Here is an 18,586-nt window from a genome sequence, read left to right as displayed (position 1 = left end):
GTGTGCTAACATTCCCCGGTCAAAATCACCTTATTGAGCACCATGTCAGAACTAAAAAAACGTAAAAATGACCCTGAAGGGCTGAAAAAACGCATTATCGCAGGCGCACTGAAAACCTTCGCTGAATTTGGTATGCAGGGTGCCAGGCTGGAGCAGATTGCTGAGCATGCGCAGACCACGAAACGCATGGTGGTCTATCACTTCGGCAGTAAAGAGCAGCTTTATATCGCCGTGCTTGAGCAGGTTTATCAGCAGATACGTCAGCATGAAACCGGCCTGAACCTGGCATCGATGGAGCCGGAACTGGCCATGACCCGACTGGTAGAAGCCAGTTTTGACTATCACGTCGAGCATCCCGATTTTATCCGGCTGGTCTGCAGTGAGAACCTGCTGCGCGGTCGCTACATCACCCAGTCGCCGCAGATTAAAGCGCTGAACCGCAGCGCGCTGGATTTGCTGGATGACATTCTGGCGCGCGGTCAGCAACAGGGGATATTTACTGGCGATGTGCAGACCATCGATGTTCATCGCCTGATCAGCAGTATCTGCGTTCATCACGTCTCAAACCGCTATACCTTCAATGCCCTGTTCAGTCCTGACAACAGTGAAGCCGACAGTATCCGCCGCAATCGTCAGCTCGCTGTTACCGCAACGTTACGCTATATCCGCAAATAAATGCCCGCAACCCGGGCTTCGCTTACCCATGGTCTACGCTTAGTAAACATTTGTCATGAAACCGCCATAAAAGGAATGCTGTTGTGAGCAAAGACGCACGCCTCTATCCGCTTCGCCAGACCCATATTGAACCCGATGATGATGCGCTGTGGAACTGGGCGCAGAATGCGCAAATCGGCAGCCGTCAGCAGGTTAAGCGTCCCGCCAGCGAAGCGGAATTGCAGAAACTGATCCGCGAATCACGCGGTAAGATCCGGGTGATCGGCAGCAAGCTGTCGCCTGGCCGGATGCTGCATGTCGCTGAAGACGATCTGTTACTGGATCTCAGCGCCCTGCGCGGTCTGATAGCCAGTGATGAGCAGAGCGTGACCTTTGGTGGCGCAACCCCGCTTGAGCAGGTTTATCGCAGCCTGACCGACATGAACCGGATGCTGGCTTCATCGCCAGGCGTGATTGCGATTCAGACGCTGGCAGGCGCAATGGCGACCGGCACGCACGGTCAGGGCTTACAGCAGAGTTCGATTGCCGATGAAGCGCTGGCGATACGGATGGTGCTGGCCGACGGCAGCGTGCGTGAGTTTGTCCGCGGCGACGCTGACTTTCCGGCGGCGCAGGTCTCTTTAGGTGCGCTGGGCATTGTCACTGCCGTCACCCTGCGCACTCAGCCGTTTAAAATCTTCACCTGCCACAAAAATGCTGTCTCTGCCGATATGCTGGAAGAGGATCTGCTGCGCTGGAACAACGACTATCCGCTGAGCAAAGCCTGGTGGTTTGTTGATGACAACCTGATGCACGTCTGGAACGCCCATGAAGCGAGTGACGAAGAGCGTCAGCGTTACGAAGCGCAGGGGCGTCAGGTGGTGGAACATGAGGGTGAAGCTGACGGCAGTCTCAATGACACCATTGACCAGACGCTGGCGCACATGCACCGCGACACGCAGATTCAGGGCAAAGGCGGCAAGCAGTTTCGTACCGTCACCCGCTTTCGCGACTTCACTGATGTTACCGGCGACATCTATCAGCTCTTTTGCCGCGGCATTGCTGTGCCACAAATTAATGTGGAAATCGGCGTGCCGCTGGCAAAAACCCCGGCCATCATCCGCCGGATTAAGCAGTGGTATGCGGAGAATCGTCCGCATATGCATTACCCGATTATCCTGCGCTGCACCGGCGCGTCGTCAGCCTGGCTCAGTCCGGCCGCTGACCAGCCAACCTGTTTCTTCGGCTTCGTGGTCTATTACGCCGACGATGGCTCGCTGTCACAGGAGGGTCTGCACTTCCTGACCGAAGTGGAAAAACTGCTGGCCGAAGAGGGCGGACGTCCGCACTGGGGCAAGTATTACGACGAAGAACGCTACACCTGGCGTGATATCTATCCGCAGTGGGACGCGTTCCGCGCCCTGCGTCACCAGCTCGACCCGCAGGGACGGTTGGGGAACGACTACATCACGCCACTTTTTGACTGATTGAGGAAAGCTATGTTTGCCTGGGTAACACTGTTAACACAACCCGATTATCTGGTGGGCGTCAAAGCGCTGCACCGTTCGCTGCAGGAGAGCCACAGCCAGTGGCCGCTGGTGGTGATGACTACGCCGGCCATTTCTGACGCTGACTGTCAGATTTTGCAGGATGAGGGCTGTGTGATTAAACCGGTCGACCCCCTCTATCCCCGCGCCGATCTGGCTCAGCATTACGCCTCGGCGCAGTTCGGCGAGGTCTGGACCAAGCTGCGTGCCTGGCAGCTTACCGATTATGATCGCGTCGTGTTTCTCGATGCCGATATGCTGGTGCTACAGAACATGGATGAGCTGTTTACCCTGGATCTGGGCGATAATCCGCTGGCGGCCTGTCACGCCTGCCGCTGTAATCCCAACCAGATCGCCTCCTATCCGCCGGAATGGCAGCCAGAGCAGTGCCACTACACCTGGCAGGCACGCGGTGAGCAGGCTCCGGAGAGCGTCGACTACTACCTGAACGGCGGTTTTCTGGTGCTGAAGCCCGATAATGCGGTGTTTGAGGCGATGGAAAAGCGTATTGCCGCCATTGATGACCTCAGCGCCTATCCTTTCTCGGAGCAGGATCTGCTGAATGAAATTTTTGCCGACCGCTGGAAGCCGCTCTCTTATATCTACAACGCGTTAAAAACGCTGCCGTTCCAGCACAGCGGTCTGTGGCAGGGTGATGAGGTGAAGAATCTGCACTATATTCTGGCCAAGCCGTGGAAGCGCGATCTCAGCCAACCTGAAAGTGAGCGCGATCGCTTCTATGCGCTGGATAAGCTGTGGTGGGAAAAAAGCGGTCTGATCTGACCGGATACGGGCGGGACACTCCCGCCCTTCCCGCCTGTTTACTCAAGCCCATAGCCTGCCACTTCGCCAGATCCTCTCTTCCTCAGATTCTGCCTTACACCTCGACCCAGCGGCGCTGCTCAGCAGAGTGTGCAATCGCGTCCAGCACCTTCTGCACCTGCAATCCTTCAGCAAAATCTGGCCACATGCGATCCCCTGCTGCGATACCGTTAATCAGGTCGCGGATCTCCACCGTTTTCTGATCGTTAAACCCGATGCCGTGCCCGGCAGAGACACAGAAGTTCGCGTAGTCAGGATGGGCCGGTCCGGTCAGGATCGTTTTAAATCCCTGACGCCCGGCAGGCTCGTCATGCAGATAAAGCTCCAGCTCCGCCATGCGCTCCTGAGTGTAACGCAGCGTGCCTTTGGTGCCGGTGACAACATAGGTCAGGCCCATTTTTGCGCCACAGGCAATGCGTGAGGTTTCAATCACGCCGTGTGCGCCATTACGGAAACGCAGCAGCGCGCTGGCCTGATCTTCGTTTTCCACCGGTAACTGCCGCGCAGGTGCTTTTGGATCAGGCCGTGAGGTGATCACCGTCATCATGTCGCCGCTGACTTCGGCAATATCACCGACCAGATAGTGCGCCATGTTGACGATATGCGCCGCCAGGTCGCCCAGCGCACCCAGCCCTGCCAGCGCTTTCTGGCAGTGCCAGTCGAGCGGCGTTTCCGGTCTGGCGAGGTAATCCTCGTTATGGGTGCCGTAGAAATGCACCACGTCACCAATCTCACCACCAGCAATGATCTCTTTTGCCAGCTGACTGGTCGGGTTTTTCATGTAGTTGAAGCCGACCAGGGTTTTGACCCCTGCTGCTTCGGCGGCTGCCACCATCTCCTGCGCATCCGCCACACTTAACGACAGCGGCTTTTCAGAATAGACGTGCTTGCCGTGGCGTATCGCCTCCAGCGCCATCTCTTTGTGCAGAAAATTAGGCGCGCAGATATCTACCACATCAATCGCCGGATCGCTGACCAGCGCGCGCCAGTCGCCGGTGGAGCGAGCAAAGCCAAAGGTCGCCGCCTGGCGCGCCGCCAGCTCAGGGTTAACTTCGGCCAGCATCTCCCGCACGATTTCGCCTTTCAGCGCGAATACAGTGGGGGCCTGGGCATAGGCTATCGCGTGGCAGCGCCCGATATAACCACTGCCAATCATGCCGATTCTGACTTTGTTCATTTCAACTCCGGATATTCAGTTCAGGATTGAAATGGAATCTACGTTTCATATTTGCTGCTGACAAAGTCAACGTTGGGACTTTGTGACGGCAGTAAAAAACTATCCGGTTAAATCATGCGTAGTGCGGTCTGACAAGGGCTTTGCCGCGTCAGAACACCTCATAAACACCTCAGTCTGACGAGCCTCTTTTTAGCGCAGGAAGCCGCTAAGATGTCCATTCATTCATGGTCCGAATCGCTATTGTGGTGACTATTTCAGCAGTCGCGCAGATTTGTGAAAAAGAGCTTTGACATGATCCGGCGTGGCCGTTACTATGCGCCCCGTTCAAACGATTCCTCTGTAGTTCAGTCGGTAGAACGGCGGACTGTTAATCCGTATGTCACTGGTTCGAGTCCAGTCAGAGGAGCCAAATTCGAGAAGCCTGCTAAGGAAACTGAGCGGGCTTTTTATTGATTTTTTTATCCACGCAAGCTATTCAGTTCAGAATGGCTTCAAGACGTGCCAGCACTTCATTCACGATAGCGTCAGGTAGTTGCTCAAGCCGCCTGCCTTCGCGGGCTTCCATATCGAGCGTCCTCGGCTGATCGCAGCGAATGACGCCCTTTGTCCTGCACCCCGCCTCATCCAGTGAAACCGCAAAACCTGCTGCACGGGCAAAGTTTCCACCACTGGTGACCGGAACCACAATCGGTAATCGGGTGAACGTGTTAAACGAGGCCGGAGAAACGATCAGCACCGGACGCTTTCCACTTTGTTCATGACCTGCGGTGGGATCGAGTGTTACCAGCCAGATTTCCCCTCTCTCCATTCAGAGGTTCTCCTTACCTGCTGCAGGCGCATCAATCCATTCCCGATCCTCTTTGCTCATTTCAGCGTGTGGATCGCATTGCGCCAGCAGTTCCTCGAGTGAATATCGCGGACGATTCTGGGGCTTAACGATCAGATAACCATTATCGATAGTCATACCGACTTCGCTGTTTGTCGACAATGCCAGGGTTTTCAGAACGGCGGGAGGAACCGCCAGCATGACCGATCCGCCAACCTTTTTAAGACGCGTGATAAACATAAAACACCTCCTGATGTTATATTTTAATATAACACCGGCGGACAATGGCGAGCAATTATTAACCAGTTCCATTCTCTTATTCTCCTGAACCGCACCTGCACGGGGATCAACTGTATTCATCAGGATGAGAATAAAAAACGTTTCCGGGGAGGCAAAGGATTGGGCTAAATCCGATGAAAAAGTTGCGGCTCGGCTTCCATACGCAGACGACAGGGCCAGTAATCAGAAGAAATCTGGCAAAAAAACTGCACCTTAATCAGTCGGACCACCGACTTTTAGGGTGCAGTTGAGTATTAGCGAATTACGGCTTTAACAACGTCAACAGCTATCAGATGTCAAACCGATCCAGATTCATCACTTTGGTCCAGGCGGCGACAAAGTCTTTGACAAATTTTTCACGGGCGTCGCTGCTGGCATAAACTTCCGCCGAAGCGCGTAACACTGCGTTAGATCCAAACACCAGGTCGGCACGGGTGGCAGTGAAACGGGTTTCGCCACTGACGCGATCGCGTCCGATGAATTTCTCATTGCTGCCATCAGTCGCTTTCCACTCGGTACGCATATCCAGCAGATTCACGAAGAAGTCCGTGTTCAGCGATCCCACATTGTGCGTGAAGATGCCGTGCTGGCTGCCATCGAAATTAGCGCCCAGGGCACGCATCCCGCCCACCAGCACCGTTAACTCCGGCACGGTCAGGGTCAGCTGCTGCGCTTTATCGATCAGCAGGCTTTCGGTGGTCGTTTTACCAAAACCGGTGCCGTAGTTACGGAAACCATCGGCACGCGGTTTGAGCAGATTGAACGACTCAACGTCGGTCTGATCCTGACGGGCATCAACACGGCCCGGGGTAAAAGGCACGTCGATCGAGACGCCAGCCGCTTTCGCCGCCTGCTCAACACCGACCACACCCGCCAGTACAATAACATCCGCCAGTGAAGCCTTGTGGGCTTCGCGCTGAATGGCTTCCAGCGCAGGCAGGACGCGTGCTGCGACAGCATTGACGTCCCACTCACGCTGCGGCAGCAACGCCAGTCGGGCACCGTTGGCACCGCCACGTTTGTCGCCACCACGGAACGTCGATGCTGATGCCCAGGCAACAGAGACCAGCTCGCTGACGCTGAGGCCGGAGGCGGCAATCTTCTCTTTCAGCTGGGCGATATCTGCCACGGTGGGGTGATAAACCGGTGCAGGCAGCGGATCCTGCCAGATCAGATCTTCCTGTGGCACTTCTGGTCCGATGTAGCGCGCTTTCGGTCCCATATCACGGTGCGTCAGCTTAAACCACGCACGGGCAAAGGCTTCGTTGAACGCCTGTGGATCGTTGTGGAAACGACGCGAAATTTTTTCAAACTCCGGGTCAAAACGCAGCGTCAGGTCGGTAACCAGCATGGTCGGCTTGTGTTTCTTAGTGGAATCAAACGCATCCGGGATGATATCCGGCGCATCAGCTGCCACGAACTGAATCGCACCCGCCGGGCTGCGCGTCTGCACCCACTCATATTTGAACAGGTTCTCGAAAAAGTAGTTGCTCCACTGGGTCGGTGTCTGCGACCAGATCACTTCCAGGCCGGAGGTAATCGCATCCGGGCCGACACCCGTGCCGTGGCTGTTGACCCAGCCCAGGCCCTGCGCTTCAATCGGTGCGGTTTCAGGATCGACACCCACGTGGCTGGCCGGTGCCGCACCGTGGGTTTTACCCAGCGTATGTCCACCAGCAATCAGTGCCACGATCTCTTCGTCGTTCATGCCCATGTTGCCAAAGGTGGCGCGAATCGCCGGGGCTGCAGAGGCAGGATCGCCACTGTGTTCCGGGCCTTCCGGGTTCACGTAGATCAGACCCATCTCGGTGGCACCCAGAGGTGACTGTGCCAGGGATTCCGGGTGACGATGCTCCAGCCAGGCGGCTTCTTCGCCCCAGTTCACATCCATGTCCGGTTCCCAGACATCTTCACGTCCGGCACCAAAGCCGAAGGTACGGAAGCCGGAGTTTTCCAGCGCAACGTTACCCGCCAGGATGTAGAGGTCAGCCCAGGAGATTTTCTGGCCGTATTTCTGTTTAATCGGCCACAGCAGGCGGCGCGCTTTATCCAGACTGACATTATCCGGCCAGGAGTTTAAGGGGGCGAAACGTTGCTGACCACGGCCTGAACCACCGCGTCCGTCCACGGAGCGATAGGTTCCGGCGCTGTGCCAGGCCATGCGAATAAACAGGCCGATATAGCTGCCCCAGTCAGCGGGCCACCAGGCCTGTGACTCGGTGAGCAACCCTTTGATGTCAGCTTTCAGCGCAGAGTAATCTAATTTGGCAAATTCTTTACGATAGTCGAAGGATTCATCAAGCGGGTTTGAACGGGATGAGTGCTGATTCAGCAGATCAACGCGGAGCTGGTTAGGCCACCAGTCACGGTTGGTTGTTCCGCCACCCGGCGCCTGATTGGGCTGCGCTGGCTTGCCTGCATGAAAGGGGCATTTGCTTTCAGGCGCTTCGCGATCGGCTTCAACAATAGGCTTTGCATCTTTTGCATCTTCATCAATGGAATTGCTCATGGTCACACCTCTTTTTGTATTTTCATCGCTACTCTATAGAGGATTTTCAGGAACTCACACCTGTCTCATCCTATAAGATTGATAGCTTATCCCTTTGAATAAGGTTTGTTTCAACAGCTTCCAGCAATGGCGCATCGGATGTTACTACCCGGAATCATCAACGAAGCGGCATCGATGCTAATCAGACTATTCCGGCATAACCGATTGCACAACCCTCTTATTCATGGCTGGCAGAGCAGCGGCCTGACCAGCTATAGCCGCGGTAGCTGGCTAAACCGGTGTAGTTGATGGGATGGTCAGATCACACGCCAGACAAGAGCGGCCGAAAGACAAAAAGAGAAAATGATTAAAAAACGTTAACGATCGCAGAGGTGAATGACAGGTAACACAGGTTTATGGCGAAACAACAGAGCGCCCGCTTGTGCGGGCGCTCGGGTAGTCACTTAACGCCAGCCGAGTTCCGGGGCGACATACTTCAGAATCGCCTCAATCACATGGGCGTTATAGGCGACACCAAGCTGGTTCGGCACGGTCAGCAGCAGCGTATCTGCTTCGGCAATCGCCTCATCCTGCGCCAGCTGCTTAATCAGTACTTCAGGCTCTGCGGCATAGCTACGGCCAAAGATAGCGCGGGTTTTCTCATCCAGAAAACCAACCGAATCCTGATCGTTACCGCTGCGGCCAAAGTAGGCGCGGTCCATATCATTCACCAGCGCAAAGATGCTGCGACTGACGGAAACGCGTGGCGCATGCTGATGCCCCGCCGCTTTCCAGGCCTCGCGGTAGGCGCGGATCTGTTTCGCCTGCTGAATGTGGAACGGCTCGCCGGTCTCATCATCTTTCAGAGTTGAACTTTGCAGGTTCATGCCCATTTTTGCCGCCCACTCTGCGGTGGCATTGGAGCCGGACCCCCACCAGATGCGGTCACGCAGCCCTTCCGAAAGCGGCTCTGGTCGCAGCAGACCCGGCGGGTTCGGGAACATTGGCTGTGGATTCGGTTTAGCAAAGCCTTCGCCGCGCAGCACCTCCAGAAACTCTTCGGTATGACGACGGCCCATATCCGCATCGCTTTCACCCGCTTTCGGTTCAAAACCAAAGTAGCGCCAGCCATCGATCACCTGCTCCGGTGAACCGCGGCTCAGACCCAGCTGCAGGCGACCGTTGGAGATGAGGTCTGCCGCGCTGGCGTCTTCCACCATATAAAGCGGGTTTTCGTAACGCATGTCGATGACACCGGTACCGATCTCAATTTTGCTGGTACGGGCTGCCACGGCAGCCAGTAGCGGAAACGGCGAGCTGAGCTGACGGGCAAAATGGTGGACACGGAAGTAAGCGCCATCTGCGCCCAGCTCTTCGGCGGCGACCGCTAAATCGATCGATTGCAGTAACACATCCTGCGCGGTGCGGGTGGCGGACTGCGATGAAGGCGTCCAGTGGCCAAAGGATAAGAAGCCGATATTTTTCATCTGTATTTCTCCTGACAGGCGATAAACGCCTGTGGACATGAGCCGATTTTTGATAGGGAAAGGTTACGCCCTCCGCGCGGCTACGGATAGTCAATATCTTTCAGCGCTATATTCAGGAATTTCGACATAGCTAAGCAGATTATCTACTTTGTCTTTATCCGCGCTTTCTTTCACTCTCCAGACTCCCGCTTCTGCTGTCAGGTGAACGATGCACAACGGTTATCTCTCTTTACAGCAGCGCGCCTGGCTGAAACAGCGCGCGCAGCTGGCTCTGGCGCAGCGAACTGCCGACCTGGCTGCTGATGGGCGTGATTTACGGTGGCTGGTTCTCGGTGATGCTGAACTGGCAGATACTGGGGCAGATGCCCGCTACCCTGCTGCTGATTGTTTTCACGGCCTGGTATATGTCACTGCAGCATGAGCTGATCCACGGTCATCCCACGCGCTGGCCGCGGGTGAATCAACTGTTCGGCACCCTGCCGCTGGCGGTCTGGTATCCCTATGGTCTGTATCGCGACTCTCATCTGGCCCACCATCGCAATCACACCCTGACCGAGCCAGACGAAGACCCGGAAACCTACTATTTTTCCGCTGCACGCTGGGCGCAGTTGCCACGCTGGCAGCAGCAGCTGATTCATCTGCGCAACACGTTTCCGGGACGGTTGCTGCTCGGCCCGCTGCTGGATATCGCGTCGACCGTTGGCGGGATGTGGCAGGCGTTGCGCCGTGGCGATCGCCCTGCGACCGGCATGTGGCTGCTGCATGGCGCGCTGCTGGCTCTGCTGTTTTACTGGATGGCGGAGCTCGGGTTTTCGCCGCTGTGGTATCTGCTGGCCGTAAGTTATCCGGCGCTGGCGCTGACCAAGGTGCGATCCTTTTACGAGCACCGTGCAGCGGACGATCCGCTGGCACGTTCGGTGAATAATGAAGCGGCCTGGCCCTGGCGCATACTGTTCCTGAATCTGAACTACCATTCAGTGCATCACGATCTGCCTGGTGTTCCCTGGTATGGCCTGCGCCCGCTCTATCTGCGCGACCGCGAGCACTACTATCAGCGCAACCACGGCTTTCGGGTGGCGGGCTATCGGGTCTGGCTGCGTCTGTTCTGGGCCAGACCAGTTAGTGTCAATGCCCATCCGGGCCGCTCAGGGGAGAAAACCCATGAATAATCTGCTCGCTTTGCCCATGTATGCCCTCCATCCGCCTGCCACACGGGCATTGATGCAGGCTGTGGTGACGCTGCTGGCACAGCATGGCACAGAGGCGCAGCCGGTCTGGCCTGACGATCTGCTGGCCCACTGGCGGGATGACCGGTTGCTGCTGAGCCAGACCTGCGGCTATCCGCTGGTCAGCCAGTTACTGACGGTTAAGCTGGTCGGCACCTTTCACTATCAGGCACCGGGCTGCAGCGGGCGCAATTATCGCAGCTGGCTGGTGGCGCGTAATAAACAGGCGACGCTGGCCGATTTCAACGGTCAGCGGGCCGTAGCTAATAGCCAGGACTCGCACTCCGGCTATAACGCGCTGCGGTTTGTGGCGGCGCTTCAGGGCGTGACTTTTTCACAGCTGCTGCTAAGTGGCGGACACCGTCAGTCGCTGGCGGCGCTGCGTGATTCACAGGCAGATATCGCCGCTGTCGACTGTGTGAGCTGGGCGCTGCTGGCGCGTTATGCGCCGGATGAACTGCGTGACCTGCATATCATCGGTGAGACGCCCGCCGCACCCGGATTGCCGTTGATCACGGCCGCCTCAGCGTCAGCGGCCCGGCTGGAGAGGTTGCGTACAGCGCTATATCAACTGGTCAGCGATCCCGCCTTTCGCGGCGTCTGCGACGATAATCTCATCAGTGGATTCAGCCCGGTGCAGCGAGACGATTATCAGGACGTGCTGGCGTGGGAACAGCAGGCTGCCGCGCTGGGCGTCACGCGGCTTTAACGCCGCACGCTGATTCGCCCTTCTGACCGGGAAAATCTGATTTTTCTGCATCCTCGCCTCACTGCTCACGCTTTCCCTGCCGGTTTTTTCACGCACTCCGATACGCTACGCCGGAGGCTAACGCTGGTAAGCACGCTCGCGGCGTTTTAAGGTAAAGGCTTTCAGCAAAGGGAGAGTGGAATGCGGATTCTGATGGCAGGTGCCGGCGCGACCGGTGGATACTTTGGTGCACGACTGGCTCAGGCAGGTCAGGATGTGACTTTTCTGGTGCGTGAACGCCGCTATCAGCAGCTGCAAAACAACGGGCTGGTGTTGCAGACGCCGCAGGGTACCGAAACGTTACTGCCGCAGCTGACGCAGGCCAGCACCCTGACGGGTCACTATGATCTGATTATTGTGACGGTGAAGAGTTTTGCCCTTGAACAGGTGATGCAGGATATTGCACCTGCGGTCGGCCCGGACACGCTGATTATGCCAATTCTTAACGGAATGCGGCACATCGCGACGCTGCAACAGCGCTTCGGCGAAGATAAGGTGATTGGCGGCCTGTGCAAAATCAACGCCACGCTGGGCGAACAGGGCGAAGTCATCCAGATGACACCGCTGCATCATATCGTTTACGGCGCGCTGGACGGCAACAATGATGAACGGCTGCAGCGGGTTGATGCTGCACTGCGCGACTGTCAGGTTGATACCCTGTTCAGCGATAACATTATGGATGAACTGTGGGAGAAGTGGCTGCTGCTCAGCACGCTTGGCGCGGTCTGCTGCCTGGCACGCGGCGACACCCGGCAGATCCTCAGCTCGCGCGGCGGCGAAGCGCTGCTACAGGGGATCTTTACGGAGATTCTGTCCGTCATTACTGCCGAAGGCTATCAGCCTCGCCCGGCGGTGACGGCCCGCATTTTTGAGCTGTTAAACAATCCTGCGACCCCGATGACCTCCTCAATGTACCGCGATCTCACCCAGGGTTATGATATTGAAGCCGATCAGATCATCGGCGATTTGCTGCTGCGGGCGAAACGAAACGGACTTGCCACGCCGCTGCTGAATGCGGTGGATGTGAACCTGCAGGTCTATCTGCAGCAGCGCTAACAACCGGCAACGTTCGCGAGTCGGGTGCCGCCACGTTCTCCGCTGGCGTGGCGGTAAACGTGTGGCCGGCAGCAGCAGCAGCACAGCATGAAAATTTGTTACACTCGTCGCTTCATCTTTTGGAGAGTTCAATGACTTCCCGCTCTGTGACCCTTGATGATGTCGCTCAACTGGCCGGCGTCTCATATCAAACCGTTTCACGTGTTTTAAATCGTTCTGAACAGGTTTCAGCCCGCACGCGGGAAAGGGTTGAGGCGGCGATGCAGCAGCTCAATTATGTACCCAATCGGGTGGCGCAGCAGCTGGCGGGCAAAGCAACGCGCACGTTAGGTCTCGCCACCAGCGACCTGGCCCTGATGGCACCGGCGCAGATTGCCTCGGCGATTCAGCAGCGTGCTGCGAGGGCGGGTTATCATCTGGTGATTGCGATGGACAGCGGTCACGATGCGGCCGCCACCGTTAATGAACTGCTGGCTCAGCGGGTCGATGGGCTGCTGATTAACCTGCCGCTGGATGCCGATGAAGCGCAGCAGATCCAGTTGCTGTGCGGCGTCAAGCCGGTGCTGTTTCTGGATGTCGAACCGCAGGCGGCGGTGGCACAGTGTCAGTATCCTAGTGAGTCCGGCGCACGTGCCGCCGTTGAACATCTGGTGGCGCTGGGGCATCGTCAGATTGGCCTGTTAAACGGGCCGCTGCGCTCGGTTTCGGCCCGTCAGCGCGAAAATGCATGGCGTCAGGCGCTGGCCGATCATCAGCTAACGCCGCACTGCGCGCTGCGCGGTGACTGGAGCGCACAGTCGGGTTATCAGGCGCTACTGACCCAGCTTCCCGATGATCTGCCGCAGGCGCTGCTGGTGGCCAACGATCAGATGGCGCTAGGTGCGATGCGGGCGCTGCATCAGTATGGTGTCGCCATTCCCGGCGAGATCTCCGTGATCGGTTATGACGATACCGCCGAGAGCGCGTGGTATCAGCCGCCGCTGACCACGGTGCGGCAGGATTTACACTATCTTGGCGCGCAGAGTGTTGAGCGCATGCTGGCGCGGCTTCAGGGTGAAGAGGCACCAGACAATGCGCTGGAAACCACGCTGGTGATCCGTGAGACCACCGCCCCGCCTGCTGATGAGCGGATCGATTTAGTGGCGCTGTCACAGCAGTTACAGGGGATTGCCCGCAGGCTGGTGGGTAAATAATTCTGCGCAGAGACAGGCAATAAAAAAACCCGCACCACCGAAGTGAATGCGGGTTCGCATGGAACGCAAAACGCATAAGCGCCCTGTTCTTATGCTTTCGGGTGTTCGCCCACGCCCATCGCTTTGATTTTTTTCGACAGCTCGCGACGTTCTTTAGACAGGTCGGCGTTTTTGATGATGTACTCATCCACGCGGTCTTCATAATCCACACGCATGCTGGCGATGATTTCCTGAATAGCCTCAACGCTCATGCCAGGTTTGATGTATTCGCTCAGGTTGTCGAGCAGCAGTACGCGCTTCTGGTTATCGCGGATTTTCTTCTCGTTATCGACAATTTCACGCTGCAGTTTGTTTTTGCGGCGGAACATACGCACGAACTCCAGGACGTCCTGAAATGACTGCTTGGCATTTTCCATGATGGCACCTTTCTTTAAGCCTGCTGACGCAGGGAGAGAGTCAAAACGATCAGCTTAGCGGCTAGCCCGCCAGGTAAGCAATTTTCGCAGCTAAATTCAGACTGGCTCTTATCTTAGCGCAAAGAAACCCGGTTTCACATTAAGTCATTGTCTGAGGTGATTATTTGCGCAGCGCCATCCGCATCAGATCGGTCATCCGCTCCAGCTGTTTCGCCAGTTCCAGCGTCAGCCAGACGTAACCGTAGATTGGCGTCTCTTCCAGCCCGTCGCTGCCTGCTTCAGCAATCAGTCTGCGCAGTTCGCCGCTGATTTCGGTCAGCTCATGGCTATTGGCAATCACCTCTTCTGTTTCACCCTCAATCGCCATCACCGACAGCGCCCGTAGCGTATTCTCGGTCATCTGCTGCGTGCGGCGAAGTGCAGGCGCGTTAAGCATAATCAGGTGGCTCTCACGCGAGGCCCACCAGGCATTAATCTGCATCTCAATGGTGTAAACCATATTACGGTTTATGGTCTGAATCGCTTCAAGCACCGACTTCGGGATGCGGGTCTCTTTGCTCGACGGCTCCAGCAGCGCCCGCATTTTGATCACGCTGGTCAGCAACTTGCCAAGCGGCTTATTAAGACGCGGCTTTTCAACCAGGTTAGGCGAGAAGCCGGCATGATAGATTTTTGCCATGCCCGCCAGCGTGTCGGAGAGCTGAATGCGCCAGTGTGTGTAGGCGCGCTGCGCCCAGATAGCGGTAAACAGCAGCGCCATGAGCGATCCCAGAATGACATCACCACCCCGCCACAGCGCCACGGTGAAATCGCCGGTTGGCGCACCCACCACCACGCTCAGCGTGATCCCAATCAGCAGCGCCATGTAGGGATGTTTGCCCAGCGTCAGGTAGCCGCTAATCACCATGATGATGCCGCACCAGGCCAGCATCACCGGCATGGAGATCAGCTCCAGCTTCAGGGCAATCAGGCCGGAAATCGAGCCCGCCACCGTGCCGCAGATGCGCTGCAGGGCGCGCGGAAAGACATTTCCCCAGGTGGAAATCGGTCCCATTACCACCACCAGCGTGATCAGCGGCCAGGTGCCTTCCGGAATACCAGTCGCCCGGACAAAGATAAAGCAGAGTAAAAAGGCGATGGCAATGCGCACGCCGTGGACGGATCGGTAATGGCGATAAAACCAGAACTCCAGTTTCGATATGGGCTTGTCAGGACGCAATGTGACTTTCCGGTTACAGGAACATGATGGGGCTATCTTAACCCTGAAAGCGGCTCGGGCTTAGCGCGGGCCGGATATTTCAAAACGGTTTTGACGTTCGCTTACAATTATCAACATCCGACTCACATACCTGACCGGAAGTCATGAACAACTTAATACGGCTTTTTAACCTTTCTCAGGAATCAGTAACAGGCTCAGGGAATAAATGTGAAAACGGGCAGCCCGCAGGCTACCCGTTTTCTGTACTGCCCGGCGGTTAATCAGAATTTCTGTTTAAGATAGTCTGTCAGTCGCGTAATAACACCGGCAGGTTCAACGGCACTCAGCGCCACCAGCGGATAGTGAGCAATCTGCTGATCTTTATCCATCACCTGAATCTCACCAATCACTTCATTGGCTTTCAGCGGCGCTTCCAGATCTTTACGATCGATGACGTACTTCGCCTTCACGTTCTGCACTTCACTACGCGGCAGAGACAGGTAGACATCTTCTGCCGTTCCCACCTCGACCTGATGCGGATTGCCGTACCAGACGTTTTCACTGCCAATCTTCTTACCGGCATGGAACAGCTGAACGGTATCAAAGGTGTTCTGGCCCCAGACCAGCAGTTTACGCGCCTGCTCTTCACGGCCTTTTGGGCTTTTACCACCCATGACGACAGCAATCAGGCGATGTTTGCCCACGACATTCGAGGCGATGATGTTAAAACCCGCGGTCTCAGTGTGACCGGTTTTCAGCCCATCAACGTGGAGGTTGTTATCCCATAGCAGACCATTGCGGTTGTTCTGAGTAATGCCGTTCCAGCTCAGGGTTTTCTCACTGTACATGGCATAAAAGTCAGGCTCACCATCAATAATGGCGCGTGACAGCTTCGCCATGTCGAGCGCGCTGGAGTACTGACCCGGCGCATCCAGACCATGAACCGTTTCAAAATGCGTATTCTGCAGGCCGAGCTTCTCAACATAATGATTCATCATGCCGACGAAGTTCGCTTCGCTACCCGCCACGTAATCCGCCAGCGCAACGCAGGCGTCATTGCCGGAGTCGATGATCACGCCGCGGCTTAAATCACGGACGCTCAGCTTATCGCCTGGCTTCAGGAACATCAGGGAGGACCCTTTAAACACCGGATTCCCTGCACCCCAGGCATCTTTTCCAACCGTGACCATGTCGTCCCGGCTGATTTTCTTCTGGTCAATAGCGCGATCGACTACATAGCCGGTCATCAGTTTGGTCAGGCTGGCGGGATTGCGGCGTTCATCGGGATTGCCCGCAGTCAGGACCTGTCCGGTAGTGGCATCCATCAATACCCAGGAAGCCGCATCAATCGCCGGAGGCGTCACAGGAAAGGGGATCGTATCAGCCTGTGCCAGCGAGGCCCAGAAAACAGTAGCGGTAACGGAGAACAACAGACGCCTTTTCAACACTTCATCCTTAATTGCACGGGGAAAAATTTCTAAAAACGAAACGGAAACAGCCGCACGTTTTACGGCAAAAGCGCTGTGAAGGTTTGAATAAATTGAAAAAAAGTATGAACCGGGATGCCTCGGCGTTTTCGGGGAAAGCCCTTAACTTCTGGCGCGTAACAATATGGCTTACCACAGGGACAGGCTCGGGACCGCTATAGGGGTTCGGTCACGCTGGATCATAAAGGCGTGAAACAGACAACGATCTTCCCTCACCCTACTGCGTGCAGAGGCGCAGAGAGCGAATAGAGATACTGAAATGTCTCACTTCAAATCCCATGCTTACCAGCATCCCCTATTGTGCAGAGCATAGGTGCGGTTATTTCAAAAGCATTGACAGCCCATGTCAGATCACTTTTCTGTTTACAAAACAACCACAAGACCTTAGTTTTAGCGTGGTTAATCGCCTTGTTTTAGCATGCAGCAGTCAGAGGTTTATCCGGTGAGTAATTAACTCTCACTTTTTGCTAAGGGATTCAGCATGGCACTACATGGAAAAATGATTCTCAATGGCGCTGATTACGCGCCATTTAATCTGTATGGCGTCGGGGTATTTATGGCGCATTCTGGGAAGGGTATGTATCGCAACAAAGGCGCGTGTTCAGCGATTCCGAGTGATGGCCCGCTACCTCGAGGGAAGTACTGGATAGTTGAAAGGGGGGCGGGGGGCTTGCTTTCTTGGGCTAAAGCAACAGCCCAGGATCTTTTTAACAAAGTCTATTATGGAGCTGAGTTTGGTCGTGATGAGTGGTTTGCATTATACAAGGATGATTGGGGTATTGATGATGGAACGTGGATAAACGGTGTTCACCGTGGCCTATTCAGGTTACATCCGGGAACGGTTTCTGAGGGCTGCATCACAATAGCCCACAACTCTGATTATGCTCTTATCAGAAATGCATTATTAAGAACGGCACCAATGCAGGTTCCCTGCATGCGTTCACTCATGGCCAGGGGCTGGGTGGAGGTAATTGATGGTTATAAAAACACTTGCCCATAAGTTCTTAAAGATTGCCTATTACATCATCGTGTCATTAATCGTAGCCCGAACACTAGGCAACCCAGAAATTTGGATGAACGACGATTTAACTAATCAGCTGGGTCACCTCCTCCACGGCCCAGGAGAAATAGGGGCTGACAATTTTTATGACATGTATTTTTACATATCATTAATAACAGTCTTCCCAATAACAACACTTATTTATTATCTGACAATGAAGTTAATCAAAAAACTAAGGAGCAAGTAAAATGCCAATCCCTCCATATATGTGGCTCAAAGACGACGGCGGCGCTGATATCAAAGGGTCCGTGGACGTGCAAGACCGTGACGGCAGTATCGAAATTATCGGGCTAAGCCACGGTATTAACCTGCCAGTGGACAGCGCAAACGGCAGAATAACGGGTACGCGGCAGCACTCTCCTATGATGATTGAAAAGGAGGTTGATAGCTCTACGCCGTATCTCTATAAAGCAGCAGCTACAGGCCAGACGCTAAAAAGCGCCGAGATTAAATTTTACCATATAAATGATGCTGGGCAGGAAGTTTGTTATTACAGTGTCTTAATGGAGAATGTAAAAATTACCGGCGTCAATTGCGGCGTGCCTAATGTAAAGTTAGCGGGAAATGATAAGATGAATCATGTTGAAAGTGTGAGCATGCAATATGAAAAAATCACCTGGAAAATTGTAGACGGTAATATTCAGCATGCAGACGCATGGAATGAAAGGCATACAGTCTAGGTAATAAAAAGCCCGGCAATAGCCGGGCTGGTGTTGGCAGATAAAAAGTAAAGCCATAGCATATGAATAGTTTTACAAGTCCGGGTATTATTGACCACCCTACCGCACATCCAACTGACCTGCCCCCAGTATTAGATACAACCTTCAGTTAGTAACGTCGGTTTGTTTACCCTCACATTTTCCATTCCGCCACCGTGCTGCAAACTCTGACGGCGTCTGATAATTCAGCGATGAATGCGGTC

General features: G+C 55.2%; 16 protein-coding genes, 1 tRNA gene and 1 pseudogene. 10 read left to right on the top strand and 8 right to left on the bottom strand.

The window, feature by feature from the left end; genetic code table 11:
• Positions 1–42 precede the first annotated feature (42 nt).
• The 3 genes from F3I44_RS10800 (at position 43) to F3I44_RS10790 (ending at position 2,984) form a co-directional block, all read left to right on the top strand.
• Entirely contained in the window at positions 43–675 is a 633-nt protein-coding gene (locus tag F3I44_RS10800; RefSeq protein WP_150013735.1) for a TetR family transcriptional regulator, read from the top strand.
• Positions 676–758: 83 nt separating this feature from the next.
• Positions 759–2,141, top strand: coding sequence for a D-arabinono-1,4-lactone oxidase (locus F3I44_RS10795; protein WP_150013733.1), 1,383 nt, complete (start codon positions 759–761; stop codon positions 2,139–2,141).
• Between the two features lie 12 nt (positions 2,142–2,153).
• On the top strand, positions 2,154–2,984 hold the full coding sequence (locus tag F3I44_RS10790; RefSeq protein WP_150013731.1) for a glycosyltransferase family 8 protein: 831 nt from the start codon (positions 2,154–2,156) through the stop codon (positions 2,982–2,984).
• Positions 2,985–3,078: 94 nt separating this feature from the next.
• Here the strand turns inward: F3I44_RS10790 and F3I44_RS10785 are convergent, their stop codons facing one another.
• Positions 3,079–4,200 (bottom strand): Gfo/Idh/MocA family protein, encoded by a 1,122-nt coding sequence (locus F3I44_RS10785; protein ID WP_150013729.1) that lies wholly within the window; start codon positions 4,198–4,200, stop codon positions 3,079–3,081.
• Between the two features lie 333 nt (positions 4,201–4,533).
• Here F3I44_RS10785 and F3I44_RS10780 point away from each other — a divergent pair.
• Positions 4,534–4,609, top strand: a tRNA-Asn gene (locus F3I44_RS10780).
• Positions 4,610–4,675: 66 nt separating this feature from the next.
• Here F3I44_RS10780 and F3I44_RS10775 read toward each other — a convergent pair.
• From F3I44_RS10775 to F3I44_RS10760, 4 genes are all read right to left on the bottom strand, one after another.
• The gene (locus F3I44_RS10775) at positions 4,676–5,008 is read right to left on the bottom strand and encodes a type II toxin-antitoxin system PemK/MazF family toxin (RefSeq protein WP_150013727.1); all 333 of its coding nucleotides are present in this window, start codon (positions 5,006–5,008) and stop codon (positions 4,676–4,678) included.
• Positions 5,009–5,266 carry an antitoxin gene (locus F3I44_RS10770; protein ID WP_150013725.1) on the bottom strand — a complete coding sequence of 86 codons (258 nt, stop codon included), beginning with the start codon at positions 5,264–5,266 and terminating at the stop codon, positions 5,009–5,011.
• Positions 5,267–5,594: 328 nt separating this feature from the next.
• Positions 5,595–7,814: a catalase/peroxidase HPI gene (katG, locus tag F3I44_RS10765; RefSeq protein ID WP_223811666.1), complete on the bottom strand. Its 2,220-nt coding sequence runs from the start codon at positions 7,812–7,814 to the stop codon at positions 5,595–5,597.
• A gap of 443 nt (positions 7,815–8,257) precedes the next feature.
• Positions 8,258–9,280 carry an LLM class flavin-dependent oxidoreductase gene (locus F3I44_RS10760; protein ID WP_150013723.1) on the bottom strand — a complete coding sequence of 341 codons (1,023 nt, stop codon included), beginning with the start codon at positions 9,278–9,280 and terminating at the stop codon, positions 8,258–8,260.
• Between the two features lie 208 nt (positions 9,281–9,488).
• On the opposite strand from F3I44_RS10760, the pseudogene F3I44_RS10755 reads away from it, so the two are divergent.
• From F3I44_RS10755 to F3I44_RS10740, 4 genes and pseudogenes are all read left to right on the top strand, one after another.
• Positions 9,489–10,449: pseudogene (locus tag F3I44_RS10755) on the top strand (fatty acid desaturase).
• The gene (locus tag F3I44_RS10750) at positions 10,442–11,215 is read left to right on the top strand and encodes a phosphate/phosphite/phosphonate ABC transporter substrate-binding protein (protein ID WP_150019394.1); all 774 of its coding nucleotides are present in this window, start codon (positions 10,442–10,444) and stop codon (positions 11,213–11,215) included. Before F3I44_RS10755 ends, F3I44_RS10750 begins: the two are co-directional and overlap by 8 nt.
• 180 nt (positions 11,216–11,395) lie before the next feature.
• A complete protein-coding gene (locus tag F3I44_RS10745; RefSeq protein WP_150013717.1) occupies positions 11,396–12,310 on the top strand; it encodes a ketopantoate reductase family protein in 915 nt (304 codons plus the stop codon).
• A gap of 131 nt (positions 12,311–12,441) precedes the next feature.
• Positions 12,442–13,503 carry a LacI family DNA-binding transcriptional regulator gene (locus F3I44_RS10740; protein WP_150013715.1) on the top strand — a complete coding sequence of 354 codons (1,062 nt, stop codon included), beginning with the start codon at positions 12,442–12,444 and terminating at the stop codon, positions 13,501–13,503.
• A gap of 89 nt (positions 13,504–13,592) precedes the next feature.
• On the opposite strand, the gene tmaR is transcribed toward F3I44_RS10740, so the two are convergent.
• The 3 genes from tmaR to dacD all read right to left on the bottom strand — a co-directional run bounded on the left by tmaR (position 13,593) and on the right by dacD (position 16,562).
• A complete protein-coding gene (gene tmaR / locus F3I44_RS10735) occupies positions 13,593–13,919 on the bottom strand; it encodes a PTS system regulator TmaR (RefSeq protein ID WP_004571340.1) in 327 nt (108 codons plus the stop codon).
• A 160-nt stretch (positions 13,920–14,079) separates the two neighbouring features.
• On the bottom strand, positions 14,080–15,138 hold the full coding sequence (locus F3I44_RS10730) for an FUSC family protein (protein WP_033733196.1): 1,059 nt from the start codon (positions 15,136–15,138) through the stop codon (positions 14,080–14,082).
• A 260-nt stretch (positions 15,139–15,398) separates the two neighbouring features.
• A complete protein-coding gene (dacD, locus tag F3I44_RS10725; RefSeq protein ID WP_190285963.1) occupies positions 15,399–16,562 on the bottom strand; it encodes a serine-type D-Ala-D-Ala carboxypeptidase DacD in 1,164 nt (387 codons plus the stop codon).
• Between the two features lie 523 nt (positions 16,563–17,085).
• Between dacD and F3I44_RS10720 the strand changes: the two genes are divergently transcribed.
• Entirely contained in the window at positions 17,086–17,604 is a 519-nt protein-coding gene (locus tag F3I44_RS10720; RefSeq protein WP_150013711.1) for a DUF2778 domain-containing protein, read from the top strand.
• A gap of 248 nt (positions 17,605–17,852) precedes the next feature.
• Entirely contained in the window at positions 17,853–18,344 is a 492-nt protein-coding gene (locus F3I44_RS10710; protein ID WP_150019393.1) for a type VI secretion system tube protein TssD, read from the top strand.
• Positions 18,345–18,586: the final 242 nt, after the last annotated feature.

Source organism: Pantoea sp. F_5 (assembly GCF_008631595.1).
Lineage (GTDB): Bacteria > Pseudomonadota > Gammaproteobacteria > Enterobacterales > Enterobacteriaceae > Pantoea > Pantoea gossypiicola.
Note: the sequence above shows the minus strand (reverse complement) of the source record. Positions and strands in the feature narration are given on the sequence as shown.

Bases quoted from the DNA above. Each gene is read 5' to 3' on its own strand.
- tmaR (WP_004571340.1), bottom strand. From the start codon at position 13,919: ATGGAAAATGCCAAGCAGTCATTTCAGGACGTCCTGGAGTTCGTGCGT.
- katG (WP_223811666.1), bottom strand. From the start codon at position 7,814: ATGAGCAATTCCATTGATGAAGATGCAAAAGATGCAAAGCCTATTGTT.
- F3I44_RS10790 (WP_150013731.1), top strand. From the start codon at position 2,154: ATGTTTGCCTGGGTAACACTGTTAACACAACCCGATTATCTGGTGGGC.
- F3I44_RS10720 (WP_150013711.1), top strand. From the start codon at position 17,086: ATGGCACTACATGGAAAAATGATTCTCAATGGCGCTGATTACGCGCCA.
- F3I44_RS10750 (WP_150019394.1), top strand. From the start codon at position 10,442: ATGAATAATCTGCTCGCTTTGCCCATGTATGCCCTCCATCCGCCTGCC.
- F3I44_RS10770 (WP_150013725.1), bottom strand. From the start codon at position 5,266: ATGTTTATCACGCGTCTTAAAAAGGTTGGCGGATCGGTCATGCTGGCG.
- F3I44_RS10800 (WP_150013735.1), top strand. From the start codon at position 43: ATGTCAGAACTAAAAAAACGTAAAAATGACCCTGAAGGGCTGAAAAAA.
- F3I44_RS10785 (WP_150013729.1), bottom strand. From the start codon at position 4,200: ATGAACAAAGTCAGAATCGGCATGATTGGCAGTGGTTATATCGGGCGC.
- F3I44_RS10740 (WP_150013715.1), top strand. From the start codon at position 12,442: ATGACTTCCCGCTCTGTGACCCTTGATGATGTCGCTCAACTGGCCGGC.
- F3I44_RS10775 (WP_150013727.1), bottom strand. From the start codon at position 5,008: ATGGAGAGAGGGGAAATCTGGCTGGTAACACTCGATCCCACCGCAGGT.
- F3I44_RS10745 (WP_150013717.1), top strand. From the start codon at position 11,396: ATGCGGATTCTGATGGCAGGTGCCGGCGCGACCGGTGGATACTTTGGT.
- F3I44_RS10710 (WP_150019393.1), top strand. From the start codon at position 17,853: ATGCCAATCCCTCCATATATGTGGCTCAAAGACGACGGCGGCGCTGAT.
- F3I44_RS10760 (WP_150013723.1), bottom strand. From the start codon at position 9,280: ATGAAAAATATCGGCTTCTTATCCTTTGGCCACTGGACGCCTTCATCG.